This is a genomic window from Streptomyces sp. NPDC041122, from assembly GCF_055592445.1.
This window is the reverse complement of the sequence record NZ_JBVIYQ010000001.1, coordinates 241,779-256,603: the sequence shown is the minus strand read 5'-3', so window position 1 is coordinate 256,603 and position 14,825 is coordinate 241,779. Positions and strand designations below refer to the sequence as shown.

Genomic DNA, 14,825 nt, shown 5'->3' with positions numbered 1-14,825 from the left:
GTTCGGGTTTGCGGGGCACTGCCTGCGGCAAGGTAGGCTGTCGACTCGTTCCCGGGCGCGTAGCTCAGGGGTAGAGCGCCTCCCTTACAAGGAGGATGTCGGCGGTTCGAAACCGTCCGCGCCCACCGGGTTTGAACAGCAGCGGAGCCCCTTACCGAGATCGGTAAGGGGCTCCGCTGTGATCGTTGAGGAGTAGGTCGGGAGATCACTCTCCTCCGTTCCGCCGCGCAGCCGCCGGCGACGCCACTCTGTCAGGCGCCAGGTTGAGCCGCAGATCCGGCATACCTGGACGGAGCGGGCCCACCTCCTCCCGGCCTTACGCATATCCCGACCGTGTTGCGTCACGACGACGTCACACTGCCTTCACGTACTCCCCACATGCCGCATGATGCTGCTTTCGGCATACGCGTTACCTCTGGGGGGACCATGCACGCCCGCACCGCCATCGCCGTACTCGTCACCAGCGCCGGCTTGCTCGCGCTCACCGCCTGCGGCCCCGAAGACGACACGAGGACCGGCAACGCCAAGGACAAGCCCGGCGCCGCTCAGGACGCCGGCAGCAAGGCCGAGACGGCAGCCCTGCCCGACATGAAGGGCAAGGGCCTCCAGTCCGCGCAGGATCAGGCGCAAGAGGCCGGCTTCTTCAGTCTCTCCTCGCACGACGCCCTTGGGCGTGGCCGCATGCAGGCGTTCGATCGCAACTGGAAGGTCTGCTCGCAGACGCCCGCCGCCGGAGACCACTCGACCGATACGAAGGTCGACTTCGCCACGGTCAAGCTCGAAGAGACATGCCCGGCCAAGGACGGCGGCGCCGGGGAGCCCCAGACTGCTGGCGCCAAGATGCCCGACTTCGAGGGCAAGGCCGTCAAGGTCGCGCGCAGCGCCCTCGATTCGGGCACGAGCCTCACCGTCGAGGACGCGTCGGGGCAGGACCGGTTCATCCTCATGGAGTCGAACTGGAAGGTGTGCTCACAGGAGCCCGCCGCGGGCTCCAAGCTCGATGGCCGGCCCGTCACGCTCAACGCGGTGAAGTTCGAAGAGGCCTGCTGACCGGTTCTGGACCGGCCCGGCCGCGCTCGTGCGTGGTCAGGGTCGTGTCCTGACGTCGGCCGTACGGCCTCATGCGCCCGTCCCGTGCGTGGGGCGGGCATCGGCGCGTGGCGCCGTGTGGGTGGCGGCACGGGCGGCGCGGAGTGCGCGCCGGATCCTTTCGCCTTCTTCGCAGTCCGCCCACTGGTGGCAGGGCGTGCACCTGTCGAGGTGTGCGAGGAGGTGTTGATAGGCCGCCTGTTCCCGGCGTTCCTCGGCCGTCTGTGGGGTTACGGTCGGCATGGTTCTGCTCCCTCGTCGGTGCGGCCGATGCGGGTGAGGGCTTTTACGGCGAGGGGTTCGCACAGGTCGCCCTCGAAGCGGGGCGGCACCGCCCAGTGCGTGCCGGGTGGGCCGGTGCGGTCGAGCCTCGGCACGCCGAGGTAGGTGTCAGTCCCCAGCCAGGGCGCGACATCTTGGTGCTGCCAGGTTCCCTTGCGGCGTCGCCTGGTCAGGGCGTAGTACGTGCCGCCCATGGTGCGGCCGTCGTAGATCACGGGGCCGTCGAGGTTCTGCGCGAGCCGGGCCGCGACCTGTAGGGGGTCGGTGCTGCCCAGGGCGGCGTGCACGAGTCGCTCGGGTAGGCGCACCGCGTCGAACCTACGGCCGCAGGGTAGGAGCGCGACCCCTGTATCGGTCCATTCGCGTCGGGCCTGCTCGGGCGCCTGCAGGGAGCGCGCGAGCCAGTCGAAGATGGCCGAGCCGTCGCTTTGAATGGTCATCGGAAGGCCTCCGCGGGGAGTCGTGGGCCGCCCCGGGGCCGAGTGCGGCGGGTGAGATACGCCGGATCCATGACGCGCCCGGACCCGTCCTGGGCGCCCAGCCACTGGCGGCTACCGATAGCCCTGCGCGCTGGTGGGCAGCGCAGCGGCCACTCGGGGAGCGGCACGGTGAGCGGTCTGACGGCGGCGAGTTGCTCGGCGGCGTCGAGTGGAACCGGCCACCATGCGTGGTCGAGCCGGAGGTCGATGAACACCGGGCTTTGCTGATGGCTCGGGTCCGGAATGCGTTGGACGGCTTCAAGGGCGTGGGCAAGTTGAGCCTCGGCGACAAGCCATCGGGTGGCGTGGATGGTGGCGATCCAGCCCCCTGCCCACGCTCTGCGGGTTGCGTCGGGGCCTCGGGTGCAGCCCGTCAGCCAGGCAGCCCCGGCCCCGTCCCCAGGGCTGGCAATGCGCGTCGGTGAGGCCATGAGCAGGACCGTAGGAGTTCAGCGCGCCCGATTGGTGATCGATTGCGGCTGATTGCATCTAACGGGGCGTCAGTTGCGGGGGTTGCTCAGGAAAGATCCAGAGACGCACGAGCACGGCCGATCAGGCGCCGCGCCGTCGGTCCGCGCTCCGCGGACTCGGCGAGCCAATCCCAGGCCCGCTCGTACAGCCTGATGTCCCCCTCCGCCGTCAGCCACAGCTCCTCGGTGATCGTCTCGACAATGACCTGTCGACGATCGTAGATCCAGAACGCGTGCGGGGCAGTCCGCCGCAATTGCGCTCCGAAGGGAATGATCCCGAGGTCCACCCGGGGCAGGCCCACCACTCCGTAGAGACGGTCGAGTTGCTCGGCCATCACCGACTTGGGGCACGAGCGGTGATAAAGCGCGGCCTCGCACACGAGGAACCGGAACTCCTTGCCAGGTTCGTACAGAGCTGTCTGCCGCCGCATTCGGTTCTCTACGGCCTGCTCGGTCGTGGGTGGGATCTCGCGGAACTCTGCGTTGGAATCGAAGATCACGGCCGCGTATTCGCGTGTCTGGAACAAACCCGGGATGCGCGACACCTCCAGGCCGCGAACCAGCGTGGTCGCCTCGGTCTCGCGGATCGCGAGCTTCTGCCGCTCGGAGTGGCCCCCGGCCAGCTGGCGCCGCCATGACCGGTGCTTCATCTCCACGCCCGCGCGCAGGCCCTGCAGCTCCGGCTCGACGTCCGGCCGGCCGACAGCAGCAGCCCACGCGGTGACATCGATGGCGCTCGCCGTCTGTTTCCCGTTCTGGATGCGGCTCACCTTGGACGGCTGCCAACCCAACTCGGCCGCGAGGTCTTTGCCCTCCATGCCCGATTCGGCGCGCAGCTCACTGAGCCGCGCGCCGAGGATCTGCCGGGCCTCTTGGAAGTCACTCACACATGGGAACGTACCCGGCTCTGAAACTCGCTGGTAGCCACCGCGTGATGCCACGCAGCGTCACGGGCCTGGCAGGCGGCCAGGACTTCGACGGGGTCCTCGGTGACGTATACGCCGAGGGTGACGTCCTCCTCGTCGAAAGCGAAGCGGGCGAGGATCTTGGAGTCGAAGAGCCAGAAGTCGAATTCAGGGAGCCGCAGTTCCTGGGCGCTGCTGCGTGTGAGATTGCGGATGTCCTCCCCTGCGGCGACGTTGCCCAGGCCACTCGCGAGGAGGAACCTCTGGCCGTCCGTGGCTGGTTCATCAACGAGGCGGACCCGCTGGAACCGCTTGCCCCGCGCGACCTGCTTGCGGACGTTCTCGCGCCACGCGTTATCGGGCCCGGCGGTCACGTCCTCGCCCGCAAGCCAGCGGTCCCACTTGGCGCCGTTGCGGTCGGAGGCGTAGCCGCGGCGGGTCTCCAGCCTCCACGCTGTGTGCCGGAATTCCGCGAACAGGTGTGAGACCGCAGTGAAGGGCTGCAACTCCGGTGTCGGGGTACGGGGCACGTAGCGAGTGAGAAGTGAGCGGGGCACGCGAACGAACGTCTCGGAGGGCTTCACGTCGCGGAGCGCGATGAGGTGTTCGGGGTTGGTCTCGATGTCGCCCTGAACGAGGATCTCGTCCGTCTCCGGGATTTCGTACAGGGTGGGGCAGTCGCCGTCATCGCTGGTCGTGCCGATGAACCTCAGCGTCATAGGGGCCTCCGTCAGCGGATGTTGGAGGACCGGCATGCGCTCGCGGAGCCGGGGAGCGCAGAGGGAGTGCGCCGAATTGCAGATGCGCCGGCCACGAGGTGAATTGCGGGCAACCGAGCGGGTCGGCACGCGAGCGCGTCCGGGTCGTCCGCCGGTGTCAGGAGCAAGTAGCCAGCGGACCTTTCGAGTCCGGCTGTTGACGGCCAGGACCTATCTGCCCGGCCGCACACCGAGCGGCGACCGGCGTATCGGGCTCAGCGGTCAGCGGCCCGACCCCGGGTGGGTCCTGCGGTAGCGGCGGTCCCAGCGTTCCTGGCGTTCCTTGCGCAGGCGGTAGTCGCGGTACGTCTTGGGGTACCCGCCGCCCCCGCCACCGCCTCCCGCGCCGCCGGCCCTGCCTCCCGCCCCTCCGCCGCTGCCGCCCGCCGCCCCGGCACCGCTGCCCGCGGAGCCGTTCTTCTTGGCGGCCGAACCGGCGTCGTGGAAGCGGACGAGGTAGAAGGCGAGCGCCACCGCCGCCAGCCACAGCAGCGGCTGGTCGAAACCCAGGCCGAAAAGGGCCAGGATCGCGATGACTATCAGGACGTTCATGGCTGCACCTCCCTGGCTCGAACTGGCTCGAACTGGCTCGAACGGGACTCCTGCGCGCGGCTGGTAGCGAGTCAACGCTCGCCGCCCACGGCTGTCAATGGCTCGCGGGGAGTGGGCTTTCCGGTGTCTCGTGCACGTGTTTGAGGCGGGCTCTCGCCGTGACGGTCTCCGGGCCGGAGACCTGTTCCCAGTAGCCGTGGCAGGTCACGAAGACCGCCAACTCCCGCTCCCGCGTGCGGAGTTTCTCGACCTCCGCCTGCTCGTCCGGGGTCCATCCCGGGGACGCGGGGCGCTCCACCTTGCGCCAGCCGCCGGTGTCGCTGAAGCCGTCGAGGGGCTCCACGGACCAGGGCAGGCGTTTGAGCAAGGCCAGGAGTGCGGAGCGGATCTGGTGCAGTTCCTCCTGGCCGGCGAGGAGGTCGCTCGGGAAGTCATGGGCTGGGGTGACGGGCACGCCATAATGGTACTCCTGTTCGAATTAAGTGTGCGAGAGGAATCGGCGCGAGAGGGATATAGGGGTGCGTGAGGGGGGCAGGGAGCTGCGTGAGCGGGAGTCTCCGGGGGCATCGTCCTCGCCTGGGCGGGGCCGCCGGTGGGAAGCTTGAGGCATGTGCCGAAGCATCAAGACGCTCCGTCCGCCCGCCATCCCCGAGGACGCCACCGAGGAGGAGGTCCGGGCCGCCGCGCTCCAGTACGTGCGCAAGGTGTCCGGCTTCCGTGCCCCCGCCGCCCACAACCGCGAGGTGTTCGACCGCGCGGTGGACGCCGTGGCCGAGGCCACCGCGGAACTCCTCGCCGGACTCGAAGTCCGCGGGGCCAAGGCGGCGTCCTAGGGCTGGCCGCTGGGGCCGCTGGGGCCGCTGGGGGCTGCTGGGGCCCGCTGGTGTAGGTGGGGTCGCGGGGGACATTCGGGTCCCGGGGGAGGGCAGGTCCCTCGGGACGCTCGGGCTCCCGGGGGCGCTCAGGCCCCTGGGATCGCTCAGGTCCCCGGGGTGCTCAGCCCGCCAGTGGACCGGCCGCCGCGGCCGGCCGGCCGACCCGCCGCAGGCCCACGCCCCCCCCAACCCACAGCAGCCGCGCAGCCCACCGCAGCCACCGCAGGCCCGAACCCAGCCCGCCGCAGGCCCCCGCTCAGCCCGCCGCAGGCCTCCGTACCAAGAACGCCGCCCCCGCCCCCGCCGCGAACAGCGCCAGCAGGGAGACGCCCGTGGCCAGCCACGTCGCGCCCAGCCACTGGCCGCCGAAGTAGCCGAGGGCCACGCTGTAGCCCGCCCAGGCCACGCCGGCCAGCGCCGACCAGGGGAGGAACTCGCGGACCTTGCGGTGGGCCGCGCCCGCGCCGAGCGAGACGATCGAGCGTCCGGCGGGCGCGAAGCGGGCGATGACGACGAGGACGCCGCCGCCCTTCGCCAGCGCCGTGCCGAGTCGTTCCTGCGCGCTGGTCAGACGGCGGGAACGGGCGATCGCGCGGTCGAGGCGTTCGCCGCCGCGCCACGCGAGGCGGTAGGCGACCATGTCGCCGAGGACGGAGGCCGTGGCCGCGCACAGGGTCAGTACCAGGATGTCGGGGACCGCGCGCGGCACGTGGCCCGTCCCCGTTCCCGCCGCGGCCGCGGCCGTCGCCGACATGATCACGATGACGCCGCTCGGCAGCACCGGCACGAACACGTCGAACAGGACGGACAGGGCGACGACCGCGTAGATCCACGGACTCCCCGTCAACGCCCCCACAAGCTCAAGCACCGTAACTCCCCGTTACTCCCCGGTCGGCAGCGCGTTGCCGCTGATGTCGCGGAGTACGGCAGGGGCGGCCTGATGACAGCTGTACAGCGTACGCCGCGCGTGCGGCGGGAGATCCATTGGGGGCACGGATGTTCCCTACGTCACGTTCACCCGGCTGCCTCCCCCGATGAGGCGTACGGCCCCGAAGTCCCGTACGAACAAGAGGTCCGGCGCGTGCGCACGCACGAGTCAGTACCCAACACATGGGTGAGCGACACGAAGGACGGAGCGGGCAATGGTGGCAGGAATGGTGGCCGGTGCCGTCGCGGCGGCGGTCCTGGCCGCGGGCGGCACCCCGGTCGACGGCACGGGGCCCGGGCCGGAACCGGGGCCGGGGCCCTCGCGGATGCGGGTCGAGGGGCGGTTCGCCCCACCGACCGCCTTCGCCCCCTCGGCCGCGGTCACGTACGACATGGGCCTGGTCCCCGCGGCCTCCTGGATCCAGGTCACCCAGACCGGCCCGCCCGGCCCGGGGCGGTCCGGCCCCGGGCGCTCCGGCGGGGCCGGGGCGGCGACCACCGTCACCCTGCGGGTCAACGGCATGAAACCGGGCCACGCGTACGGGGTCCACGTGCACCAGAAGCCGTGCGGCGCGACGCCCGAGGACGCCGGCGGCCACTATCAGCACCGCGTCGACCCGGTGCAGCCGTCGAAGGACCCGGACTACGTGAATCCGCACAACGAGGTGTGGCTGGACTTCACCGCCGCGCCGGACGGCTCGGGCGAGGCGAGCGCCCGGCACCGCTGGGGGTTCCGGCCGGGCGAGGCCGCCTCCGTGGTCCTGCACGACGCGCCGGGCGGCGCGGGCGACCGGGCCGCCTGCTTCACGGTGCCGTTCGAGCCCCGGGACGAGGCGGGGGAGGGCTGACGGGGGGCTGACCCCGGGGGGGCTGACAGGCGGCCCGCAGGCGGAGGCCGGGCCCGTACGCGACGGCGCCCCCTCCCGCGCACGCACGAAGTCGTCGTACGTACGAAGAAGAGGGCGCCCTGCGTGGACGGGCCGGCCTCCGCGTGCGGGCCGGACCCCAGGGGTCAGGCCACGACCGGCGCGCGCTCGGAGTCAGCGCCCTTGCCGCCGCCGTCCGTGCCGTTCGCCCCGCTCTCGCCGCGCGAGGCGAAGAAGCGGTCGAGGTCGAACGCACCGGGCCCGGTGAAGACGATGAGCAGCATCGCCCAGCAGAAGATGGCCGCGGCCTCGCCGCCGTTCTGCATGGGCCACAGGGCCTCCGGCTGGTGGACCTTGAAGTAGGCGTAGGCCATCGAGCCGGACGAGATGAACGCGGCGGCGCGGGTGCCGAGGCCCAGCAGGACCAGGGCGCCGCCGACGAGTTGGATGACGGCCGCGTACCAGCCGGGCCAGGTGCCGGCCTCGATCGTGCCGCCGGTGCCCGACGCGCCGCCGAGCACGCCGAAGATCGAGGCGGCGCCGTGGCAGGCGAAGAGCAGGCCGATCACTATGCGGAACAGCCCGAGGGCGTAGGGCTGGGCGCTGTTGAGACGTCCAGTCATGGTGGGGGACTCCTTCGGTTGGGGGACGGTAACCGAGCGGAGGCCCAAGATTAGGGGAACCTAATTAGTGCTTGCAAGTTCAACATTCGGTCATCCGGAGATTCCGCTTCGGCTCCGGTCCGCAGCCGGGAGGAGGCCCGGGAGCGGTTCTGTGTCCCCCATGGCGGTGCGCAGCACGGCCCGTGCCACCGCGTCCGCGTCGGACAGCGTGACCGAGTCGACCCCGGGCCTGGCACCGGCCGCGGTCACCCAGTGCACCCCTTCCGTGGGCACGCCGAACGCGAACCTCCGCGCGTGCGCGCGGCCTTGACGGTCGATCAGCCGGTACGGGCGCGGTGTCACGTCCACGCCTCCGGTTTCGTAGCCGTCGACCCGGTGGGGGCGGCACGCGCCCGTCGCCAGCAGCCCTCCGAGCAGCGCGTCGGCGGTGCGGCGCACGTCCGGCTCGGGCAGCCGGGCCTCGATCAGCGTGCTCACCCGCACGGCGGAGTCCGGGACGTCGGGGGAGTGCGCGAGGAACGCCCCGTCCCCGGTCCGCACGGTCAGGCGCGGGCCGACGACTTCAAGGACGCCGGCCTCGATCAGTGCCGTCATCTCCTCGATGCGGCGGCGCGGCGGGCCGATGGAGAGGAAGGCGTTGAGCGGTGTGTACCAGCGGTCCAGGTGGTCGCGGCGCGAGACGCCGGACAGGCCGCCGTGGTCGACGATGCCGCGGAGTTCGTTGCGCAGATCGCGCAGGACGTCGAGCGCGGCCTTGAGCGGGCCCGCGACGTTGCCGAGCGCGGCCTGCGCGGCGTCCTCGCGCAGCCGGCCGAGCAGCCAGGCGCGGTGCGCGTCCGGCGAGGTGAAGGGGTGGTCCGGGTGCGGCCGGGAGAGCCGGTCCCAGCACCAGCGGTCGGCCTCGGCGATCCCGAACTCGCCCAGTACGGCGTCCTCTTGGGCGCTCCGGTGGTCCGTGGCGAGAAACCGCTCCCGGAAGCCACGGCTCGCGCCCCGGCCCGCCAGCAGGGCCGTGTAATAGACGGTCTCCACCTCCTTCGCGATCAACGGCCATATCTCGGCGAGGAAATCGGGGGCGTCGCCGCTGTCCGCCCGCTTGCGGAAGCGGGCCACGACGTCTGCGGTGAGGACGGCCGGCTCGTGCCGCCCGTAGGGGCCCTTCGCGTTGTCGCCGCGCGCCTGGTACGGGACGCCGCGCCGCGACCCCGCGTACAGGCGCGGCTCCCGCCCCGAGGGCTCGTAGCGCAGACCGCCCCCGGGCTCGCGCAGGTACCGGCCGCCGCGGCCGTCGGTCAGCAGCGCCATGTGGTCGAAGAAGGTGAGGCCGAGGCCGCGCAGCAGCACGGGTTCGCCGGGGGCGACGGCGGACAGGTCCTGGTCGGCGGGGTTGGCCGGCGGGAAGTGGCGCAGGCCGTGCCGCGCGGCGTGGTCCGCTAGGCGCCGCTGTTCGTCGTCGGCGGCCGTCGGCAGATGCCCCTGCGCGAGCACGACCGCCGCGAGGGCCGGCAGTTCGAGGCCGTTGTCGAGTACGAGGGTCTGCAGCCCGTCGGCCGTCTCGTCGAGCCGCAGGGCGCGCGCCGCGTGGACCCGGACGCGCACGGTGCCGGGAGCGCGGCGCACCGCTTCGGCGAAGACCCACTCCAGGTAGCGGCCGTAGCAGGCGCGGGTCGGGTACTCGTCGGGCCCGAGTCCGGGGGCGTGCCCGGCGGCGGCCCACTCGTGGAGGCTCGGGCCCGGGCGTATCGGGCCGGAACAGTCGACGCTCGCGTCCGTGAAGAGGGTCACCTGGGAGGCGACCGTGTTCATCAGGAGCCCGGCGGCCTGCGTCGTCCGCCAGACGCGGCCCGCGCCCGGCGGGAAGGGGTCGACGACGTGGACCGTCAGGGTCGTCCCGGCCGGGACGAGCTCGACGGCGGACGCGCAGAGCCGTTCGAGCACGCTGGTGCCGCGAGGGCCCGCGCCGACGAGGGCGATCGCGGGTGTGTCCGGGGCGGACCGGGGCGGCGGGAGCGGGAGGGACGCGGGTACAGAGGCAGACAAAAGCGTGACTCCCGGGGCATAGAGAACGCTGGAACCAGACGGTCCGCAACATCATGCCGTCGAGGTCCCCGGAGGCGAACCCCGGGCGGAAGATTCCGATCCGCGGCCGGGAGCCGACGGGGAGGGGACGACGAGGAGGGGACGGCGGGGAGGAGGGAGCCTCGCGGGTGCGCCGAGCGGTCCCCCGGCCCCCCCCGGGCCCCCCGGCCCCCTCACCCCCTCAAGAGAGTTCCCGGGCCTCCGCCGTCTCGAGCCGTACGCCCTCGCCCCGCACCGCCCGCGCCTGGTCCAGCCGGAGCCGGGCTGAACGGCCGTGCAGCGTCAGCGTCATGAGCTGGTTGCCGAACCACGGGCCGCCCGTCCGGTGCCAGTCGATGCCCGCGTGCGACACCCCGCCGTGCCGTGCGAAGCGCCGCCCGAGCGCGCGCCCCACCCGGCTCCAGCCGAACCGGAACCCGAGCTTGATCGAGGCGGGGATGGAGTTGTGGACGGGAGAGCAGGTCAGCTGGTAGATCCGGGCGCCGGGCCCGTCGCCGCCCGTCGGCAGGCTCGGCTCGGCGACATAGGCGTGGTGGACGTCACCGGAGAGCACGCACACCGTCGCGGGGGCCCGCGGACCCGAGGCCGCCTCCGCGATCAGCGCGGTGAGCTCGTCGAAGGAGGCGGGGAACGCCGCCCAGTGCTCCAGGTCCGAGCGCCGCCGCAGGTCCTCGCCGAACCGGGACCAACGGGCGCCGCGCGCGCCGCGGCAGAGCGCGGCGTTCCACCCCTCGGCGTCGTGGATGAGGTGGGGCAGGAGCCAGGGCAGCGAGGTGCCGATGAGGAGGTGGTCGTACCCGCCCGGATCCGCGAGGGCCTGCTCGCGCAGCCAGCGGGCCTCCTCGGCGTCGAGCATGGCGCGCCGGTCCTCCGCCAGGACGCGCGCCGCGCGGGTGTCGACCATCAGCAGGCGCACCCGTCCGAAGTCCCGCCGGTAGCTCCAGCGGGCGGCACCCGCGTCCGCGTCGGAGGACGCGGCGAAGGCCCGCAGCGCGTCCGTGCCGTCCGGCGCCGAGGTGACGGCGGCGTAGACCTCGTCGCGCGCCAGTTCCCCGGGCGGCAGATTGCCGATGTGCTGGTGCACCCAGTACGACATCAGGCCGCTGAGTATCCGCTCGCGCCACCACGGGGTGGCCCGCATCTCGGCGACCCAGGACGCACTGGTGTTCCAGTCGTCGATCACGTCGTGATCATCGAAGATCATGCAGCTGGGGACGGTCGACAGGAGCCAGCGGATCTCCGGGTCGAGCCAGGACTCGTAGTAGAGGCGGGTGTACTCCTCGTAATCCGCGACCTGGGCGCCCGGGGGCTCGGAGAGGTCGCGGCGGGACGCGAGCCAGCGCTGGGTGGCCTTGGAGGTCTGGTCCGCGTACACCTGGTCGCCCAGGAGCACCAGCACGTCCGGGCGCTCGGTGTCGGGGGCGGCGGCGATGCGGGCGGCGAGGGTGTCCAGGGCGTCCGGGCCCACGGGGTCGGCCTCGTCGGAGGGCGGCGCGGCCCAGCGGCAGGAGCCGAAGGTGACGCGCAGTGCCTCCGCGCCGTCCGCCGCGGGCGTACGGATCGTGCTCGGCGGGAAGGGCGAGTCGGGCGGCGGCCAGACGGCGGTCCCCGCGCTCTCGCCGAGCCACACCTCGTACGCCGTCGTCGTGCCGGGGGTCAGCCCGGTGACCGGGACGAGCGCGTAGTGGTGGCCCGCGATCTGGAAGGTCCGGGCGGTGCCGCCCGCGCCGTCCGCGCACCGCACCTCGGCGGTGCAGGGCCGGTCGGCCTCGACCCAGACGGTCGCCGTCGACCCCTCCACGTACCTCAGCAGTGGACCCAGGCGCAGCCGTGCCACAGATGATCACCTTCCTCCGTCGCCCCGTACGGTACGGAACGACGGAGGAGGCCGGGGCGGTTCCGGGATTTCCCCGGGAGTCCCTCACGGGCCGGGCCGCTCAGGGGCCAGGGTCCCGCCTACGGCTCAGCTGCCCCGCCGGGATCAGCAGCCGTTGAGGATCGAGGACAGCGCGCTCTTCTCCTCGGTGTTCACGTTGAGCTTGTAGTGGTGCTTCACGTCCACCCACATCCGGGCGTAGTAGCAGTGGTACGAGGCGGACGGCGGCAGCCACTCCGCCGGGTCCTGGTCCCCCTTGGCCTGGTTCACGTTGTCGGTGACGGCGATCAGCTGGGGCCGGGTCAGGTCGTTGGCGAAGCCCTCGCGCTGCGCGGTGGTCCAGCCGCTCGCCCCGGACTTCCAGGCCTCGGAGAGCGGCACGACGTGGTCGATGTCGAGGTCGGACGCGGCGGTCCAGGTGGCGCCGTCGTAGGCGGACTTCCAGGTGCCGGAGGTGGCGGCGCAGCCGGCGTCCTGCTCGACGCCGGTGCCGTCGCGCTTGAGCACGACCTCACGGGTGTTGCAGGTGCCGGACTGGGTGCTCCAGTGCGGGAACTTGTCGCGGCTGTAGCCGTCGGAGGAGCCCTCGGCCTTGACGGTGAGCCCGCCGAGGTAGGTGCGGGCCGTGGCGGCGCTGACCGGGGCCGGGGGAGCGGCCTGGGCGGGGGAGCCGGTGAGGAGGGCGGTGGCGGAGGCCAGGGCGACGGCCGCGGCGGCGACGGCGGGGCGCCGGAAGGCCGGGCGGAGAGCGGGCCGGGACGCGGGACTGGTGTGTCGACGCGCGTAGACGACGGACATGTGAACTCCCTTGATGTGGGGGGAAGTTGACCGGTGGGGCGGTCATGGTTGCGGGTCGGGGTGTCCGGTGGATGTGCAGCTGGTGACAGGGTCGCGTCAAACAGGTGCGGAGTTCAATGGTTTCGACGCTTTGCCGTACGTGTTTCTGGTGCCCTGTCATGTGGCGGGCGTGACGCGGCAGTTGGCGTTCGGGTGACCTGGGTCACTTCGGCGGGGGTGGCGTGGGGCCGCGCCGCGGGTCGGCGCGTCAGTTCGGCGCGTCAGTTCGGCGCGTCAGGCCGGTGGGCCGAAAGGCCCTGGCCGGGGGAGGCCGGAGGTCGCGTACCATGGACGGCGCAGAAGGGGAGTAGCTCTTCGCCGGACCGTCGACATACTGCTCAGCTCGTCTGAGCCGGCGCCCGGAGGCAGGCCCTGTTGGGGCAGGCCAGCGAGACCTTCGGCAAGCAGTGCCCGGCGCGCGCGTCCGCGTGTGTCCGGGGGCGCACCTCCGTGTGCGTCCGTTCGCGCTGCCGTGCCGAGGTGTCGTACGCGAAGCGGTGGAACACTCTCGGTGGGGCGGCCCCGACCGATTGAGGAACCTTGATCAGCATCAGCGTGACGGCGCTCGTCTTCGGCGTCGTCTTCCTGGCCGAACTGCCCGACAAGACGGCGCTGGCCGGGCTCGTCCTGGGGACGCGCTACCGCGCCTCGTACGTCTTCGCCGGAGTGGCGGCCGCCTTCGCCGTCCATGTGGTGCTCGCCGTCGCGGCGGGCAGTGTCCTGACCCTGCTGCCCCAGCAACTGGTCCAGGCCCTGACCGGTGTGCTGTTCCTGGCCGGCGCCGCGGTGCTGCTGCTCAAGGGCGGCGACGACGAGGAAGAGGTCAGGCAGCCGTCCGACCAGAGCTTCTGGAAGGTCTCCGGGGCGGGCTTCATGCTCATCCTGATCGCCGAGTTCGGCGATCTGACGCAGATCATGACCGCCAACCTGGCGGCCCGCTACGACGACCCGCTCTCCGTCGGCCTCGGCGCGGTGCTCGCCCTGTGGGCGGTCGCCGGCCTCGGCATCGTCGGCGGAAAGGCGCTGATGAAGCGGGTGCCGCTGGCGCTCATCACGAAGATCGCGGCCCTGCTGATGCTGGGGCTCGGCGTCTGGAGCCTGTACGAGGCGATCGCGTAACGGCGGGCGGCTGGGCGGCGGGGGCGGGCGGGCCTGCGTGGGGGTGTGGGCGGCCCTTGCGGGGGTGCGGGTGGCCCGTGCGGGGGTGGAGGGGCCGGACGGGCCCGCCGGCGCCCGGGGTGCGTGACGCGGGTCGCCCAGGAGGGCCCCGGCGACGGTCCCTATTGCGCCCCTTGACCGGTCTGACCTGCGGCGTTGGCTTTTGCCGCCCGTCTTTTGTACCGTGCAGGAACAAAGTGGCTCCGCCCGTACTCCCTGACCGGCGGGCGGGGTCGCCTTGATCTTCCGCCGCCGCGCACTGGAGCCCCCGATGACGGCCACGACCGCCGACCCCGTCGCACCCGTTCTGACCGCCGGGGCCGTTCTCCTCGACATGGACGGCACCCTCGTCAACTCCGACGCCGTCGTCGAGCGCTGCTGGCGGCGCTGGTCCGAACGGCACGGGCTCGACTTCGACGAGGTCATCAAGGTCGTCCACGGCCGGCAGGGCTACGCGTCGATGGCCGTACTGCTGCCGGACCGGCCCATGGCCGAGAACCACGCGGAGAACCGCGAGATGCTGGCCGCGGAGACCTCCGACATGGAGGGCGTCGTGCCGGTGCCGGGCGCGCCCGCTTTCCTGGCCGCGCTGACCGAACTGGGCCTGCCGCACGCGCTGGTGACCTCCGCCGACGTGCCCCTGTCCGCCGGCCGGATGGCCGCGGCCGGGCTCGCGCTGCCGGACGTCCGGGTGACCGCGGAGAGCGTGGACGCCAGCAAGCCGGACCCCGAGGGGTTCCTCAAGGGTGCCGCGGCGCTCGGCGTGGACCCCGCCGACTGCGTGGTCTTCGAGGACTCCGAGGCGGGCATACGGGCAGGTCAGGCGGCCGGCATGCGGGTCGTGGGCGTCGGGCCCCGGGCCGCGGCGTTCGGCCCCACCGTGCACGTCGAGGACCTTTCGGGGGTGCGGGTCGCCGACGCGGGGGACGGGACGATCCGCCTGACGTTCCGAGGCGCCCGATCAGTCTGAGGCATCTGCGTTCCGGGGCCTCAGGGTTCTGAGGTCTCCGTGTTCTGAGGTCTCTGCCTCCCGAGCTGCCGGGCGTCGG

The 14,825-nt window shown here is 72.4% G+C and carries 15 protein-coding genes and 1 tRNA gene; 6 read left to right on the top strand and 10 right to left on the bottom strand.

Annotated features, from left to right (window positions below; all coding sequences use genetic code 11):
- The first annotated feature begins 53 nt into the window (after positions 1-53).
- Positions 54-125, top strand: a tRNA-Val gene (locus ACZ6B8_RS01115).
- Positions 126-426: 301 nt separating this feature from the next.
- On the top strand, positions 427-1,050 hold the full coding sequence (locus ACZ6B8_RS01110) for a hypothetical protein (RefSeq protein ID WP_471605900.1): 624 nt from the start codon (positions 427-429) through the stop codon (positions 1,048-1,050).
- Positions 1,051-1,319: 269 nt separating this feature from the next.
- Here ACZ6B8_RS01110 and ACZ6B8_RS01105 read toward each other — a convergent pair whose 3' ends face one another.
- The 5 genes from ACZ6B8_RS01105 to ACZ6B8_RS01085 form a co-directional block, all read right to left on the bottom strand.
- Positions 1,320-1,811, bottom strand: a complete 492-nt coding sequence (locus ACZ6B8_RS01105) for a hypothetical protein (RefSeq protein WP_471074618.1) — start codon at positions 1,809-1,811, stop codon at positions 1,320-1,322.
- A 556-nt stretch (positions 1,812-2,367) separates the two neighbouring features.
- A complete protein-coding gene (locus ACZ6B8_RS01100) occupies positions 2,368-3,207 on the bottom strand; it encodes a helix-turn-helix domain-containing protein (RefSeq protein WP_471605899.1) in 840 nt (279 codons plus the stop codon).
- Positions 3,204-3,944 carry a DUF6879 family protein gene (locus ACZ6B8_RS01095; protein WP_471074624.1) on the bottom strand — a complete coding sequence of 247 codons (741 nt, stop codon included), beginning with the start codon at positions 3,942-3,944 and terminating at the stop codon, positions 3,204-3,206. The genes ACZ6B8_RS01100 and ACZ6B8_RS01095 overlap by 4 nt, the downstream gene beginning before the upstream one ends.
- A gap of 261 nt (positions 3,945-4,205) precedes the next feature.
- Positions 4,206-4,535, bottom strand: a complete 330-nt coding sequence (locus tag ACZ6B8_RS01090; protein ID WP_471605898.1) for a hypothetical protein — start codon at positions 4,533-4,535, stop codon at positions 4,206-4,208.
- Positions 4,536-4,629: 94 nt separating this feature from the next.
- Entirely contained in the window at positions 4,630-4,989 is a 360-nt protein-coding gene (locus ACZ6B8_RS01085; protein ID WP_471605897.1) for a hypothetical protein, read from the bottom strand.
- A 154-nt stretch (positions 4,990-5,143) separates the two neighbouring features.
- Here ACZ6B8_RS01085 and ACZ6B8_RS01080 point away from each other — a divergent pair, with 154 nt between their 5' ends.
- Entirely contained in the window at positions 5,144-5,368 is a 225-nt protein-coding gene (locus ACZ6B8_RS01080; protein ID WP_471605896.1) for a DUF2277 domain-containing protein, read from the top strand.
- Between the two features lie 298 nt (positions 5,369-5,666).
- On the opposite strand, the gene ACZ6B8_RS01075 is transcribed toward ACZ6B8_RS01080, so the two are convergent.
- Entirely contained in the window at positions 5,667-6,278 is a 612-nt protein-coding gene (locus tag ACZ6B8_RS01075; protein ID WP_471074636.1) for a DedA family protein, read from the bottom strand.
- A gap of 274 nt (positions 6,279-6,552) precedes the next feature.
- Between ACZ6B8_RS01075 and ACZ6B8_RS01070 the strand changes: the two genes are divergently transcribed.
- On the top strand, positions 6,553-7,185 hold the full coding sequence (locus tag ACZ6B8_RS01070) for a superoxide dismutase family protein (RefSeq protein WP_471605895.1): 633 nt from the start codon (positions 6,553-6,555) through the stop codon (positions 7,183-7,185).
- A 164-nt stretch (positions 7,186-7,349) separates the two neighbouring features.
- Here the strand turns inward: ACZ6B8_RS01070 and ACZ6B8_RS01065 are convergent, their stop codons facing one another.
- The 4 genes from ACZ6B8_RS01065 to ACZ6B8_RS01050 all read right to left on the bottom strand — a co-directional run bounded on the left by ACZ6B8_RS01065 (position 7,350) and on the right by ACZ6B8_RS01050 (position 12,579).
- Complete coding sequence (locus tag ACZ6B8_RS01065) at positions 7,350-7,826, bottom strand: DoxX family protein (protein WP_471605894.1); 477 nt, start codon at positions 7,824-7,826, stop codon at positions 7,350-7,352.
- Between the two features lie 90 nt (positions 7,827-7,916).
- Positions 7,917-9,866 carry an FAD/NAD(P)-binding protein gene (locus ACZ6B8_RS01060; protein ID WP_471605893.1) on the bottom strand — a complete coding sequence of 650 codons (1,950 nt, stop codon included), beginning with the start codon at positions 9,864-9,866 and terminating at the stop codon, positions 7,917-7,919.
- Positions 9,867-10,086: 220 nt separating this feature from the next.
- Positions 10,087-11,742: an alkaline phosphatase D family protein gene (locus ACZ6B8_RS01055; protein ID WP_471074648.1), complete on the bottom strand. Its 1,656-nt coding sequence runs from the start codon at positions 11,740-11,742 to the stop codon at positions 10,087-10,089.
- Between the two features lie 144 nt (positions 11,743-11,886).
- On the bottom strand, positions 11,887-12,579 hold the full coding sequence (locus tag ACZ6B8_RS01050; RefSeq protein WP_471605892.1) for an HNH endonuclease family protein: 693 nt from the start codon (positions 12,577-12,579) through the stop codon (positions 11,887-11,889).
- A gap of 579 nt (positions 12,580-13,158) precedes the next feature.
- Here ACZ6B8_RS01050 and ACZ6B8_RS01045 point away from each other — a divergent pair.
- Together ACZ6B8_RS01045 and ACZ6B8_RS01040 are read left to right on the top strand one after the other, a co-directional pair.
- Positions 13,159-13,737, top strand: a complete 579-nt coding sequence (locus tag ACZ6B8_RS01045) for a TMEM165/GDT1 family protein (RefSeq protein WP_469248756.1) — start codon at positions 13,159-13,161, stop codon at positions 13,735-13,737.
- A gap of 310 nt (positions 13,738-14,047) precedes the next feature.
- Entirely contained in the window at positions 14,048-14,746 is a 699-nt protein-coding gene (locus ACZ6B8_RS01040) for an HAD family hydrolase (protein WP_471074655.1), read from the top strand.
- The last annotated feature ends 79 nt before the right edge of the window (positions 14,747-14,825 follow it).

Bases quoted from the DNA above. Each gene is read 5' to 3' on its own strand.
- ACZ6B8_RS01110 (WP_471605900.1), top strand. From the start codon at position 427: ATGCACGCCCGCACCGCCATCGCCGTACTCGTCACCAGCGCCGGCTTG.
- ACZ6B8_RS01105 (WP_471074618.1), bottom strand. From the start codon at position 1,811: ATGACCATTCAAAGCGACGGCTCGGCCATCTTCGACTGGCTCGCGCGC.
- ACZ6B8_RS01095 (WP_471074624.1), bottom strand. From the start codon at position 3,944: ATGACGCTGAGGTTCATCGGCACGACCAGCGATGACGGCGACTGCCCC.
- ACZ6B8_RS01090 (WP_471605898.1), bottom strand. From the start codon at position 4,535: ATGAACGTCCTGATAGTCATCGCGATCCTGGCCCTTTTCGGCCTGGGT.
- ACZ6B8_RS01080 (WP_471605896.1), top strand. From the start codon at position 5,144: ATGTGCCGAAGCATCAAGACGCTCCGTCCGCCCGCCATCCCCGAGGAC.
- ACZ6B8_RS01070 (WP_471605895.1), top strand. From the start codon at position 6,553: ATGGTGGCAGGAATGGTGGCCGGTGCCGTCGCGGCGGCGGTCCTGGCC.
- ACZ6B8_RS01065 (WP_471605894.1), bottom strand. From the start codon at position 7,826: ATGACTGGACGTCTCAACAGCGCCCAGCCCTACGCCCTCGGGCTGTTC.
- ACZ6B8_RS01050 (WP_471605892.1), bottom strand. From the start codon at position 12,579: ATGTCCGTCGTCTACGCGCGTCGACACACCAGTCCCGCGTCCCGGCCC.
- ACZ6B8_RS01040 (WP_471074655.1), top strand. From the start codon at position 14,048: ATGACGGCCACGACCGCCGACCCCGTCGCACCCGTTCTGACCGCCGGG.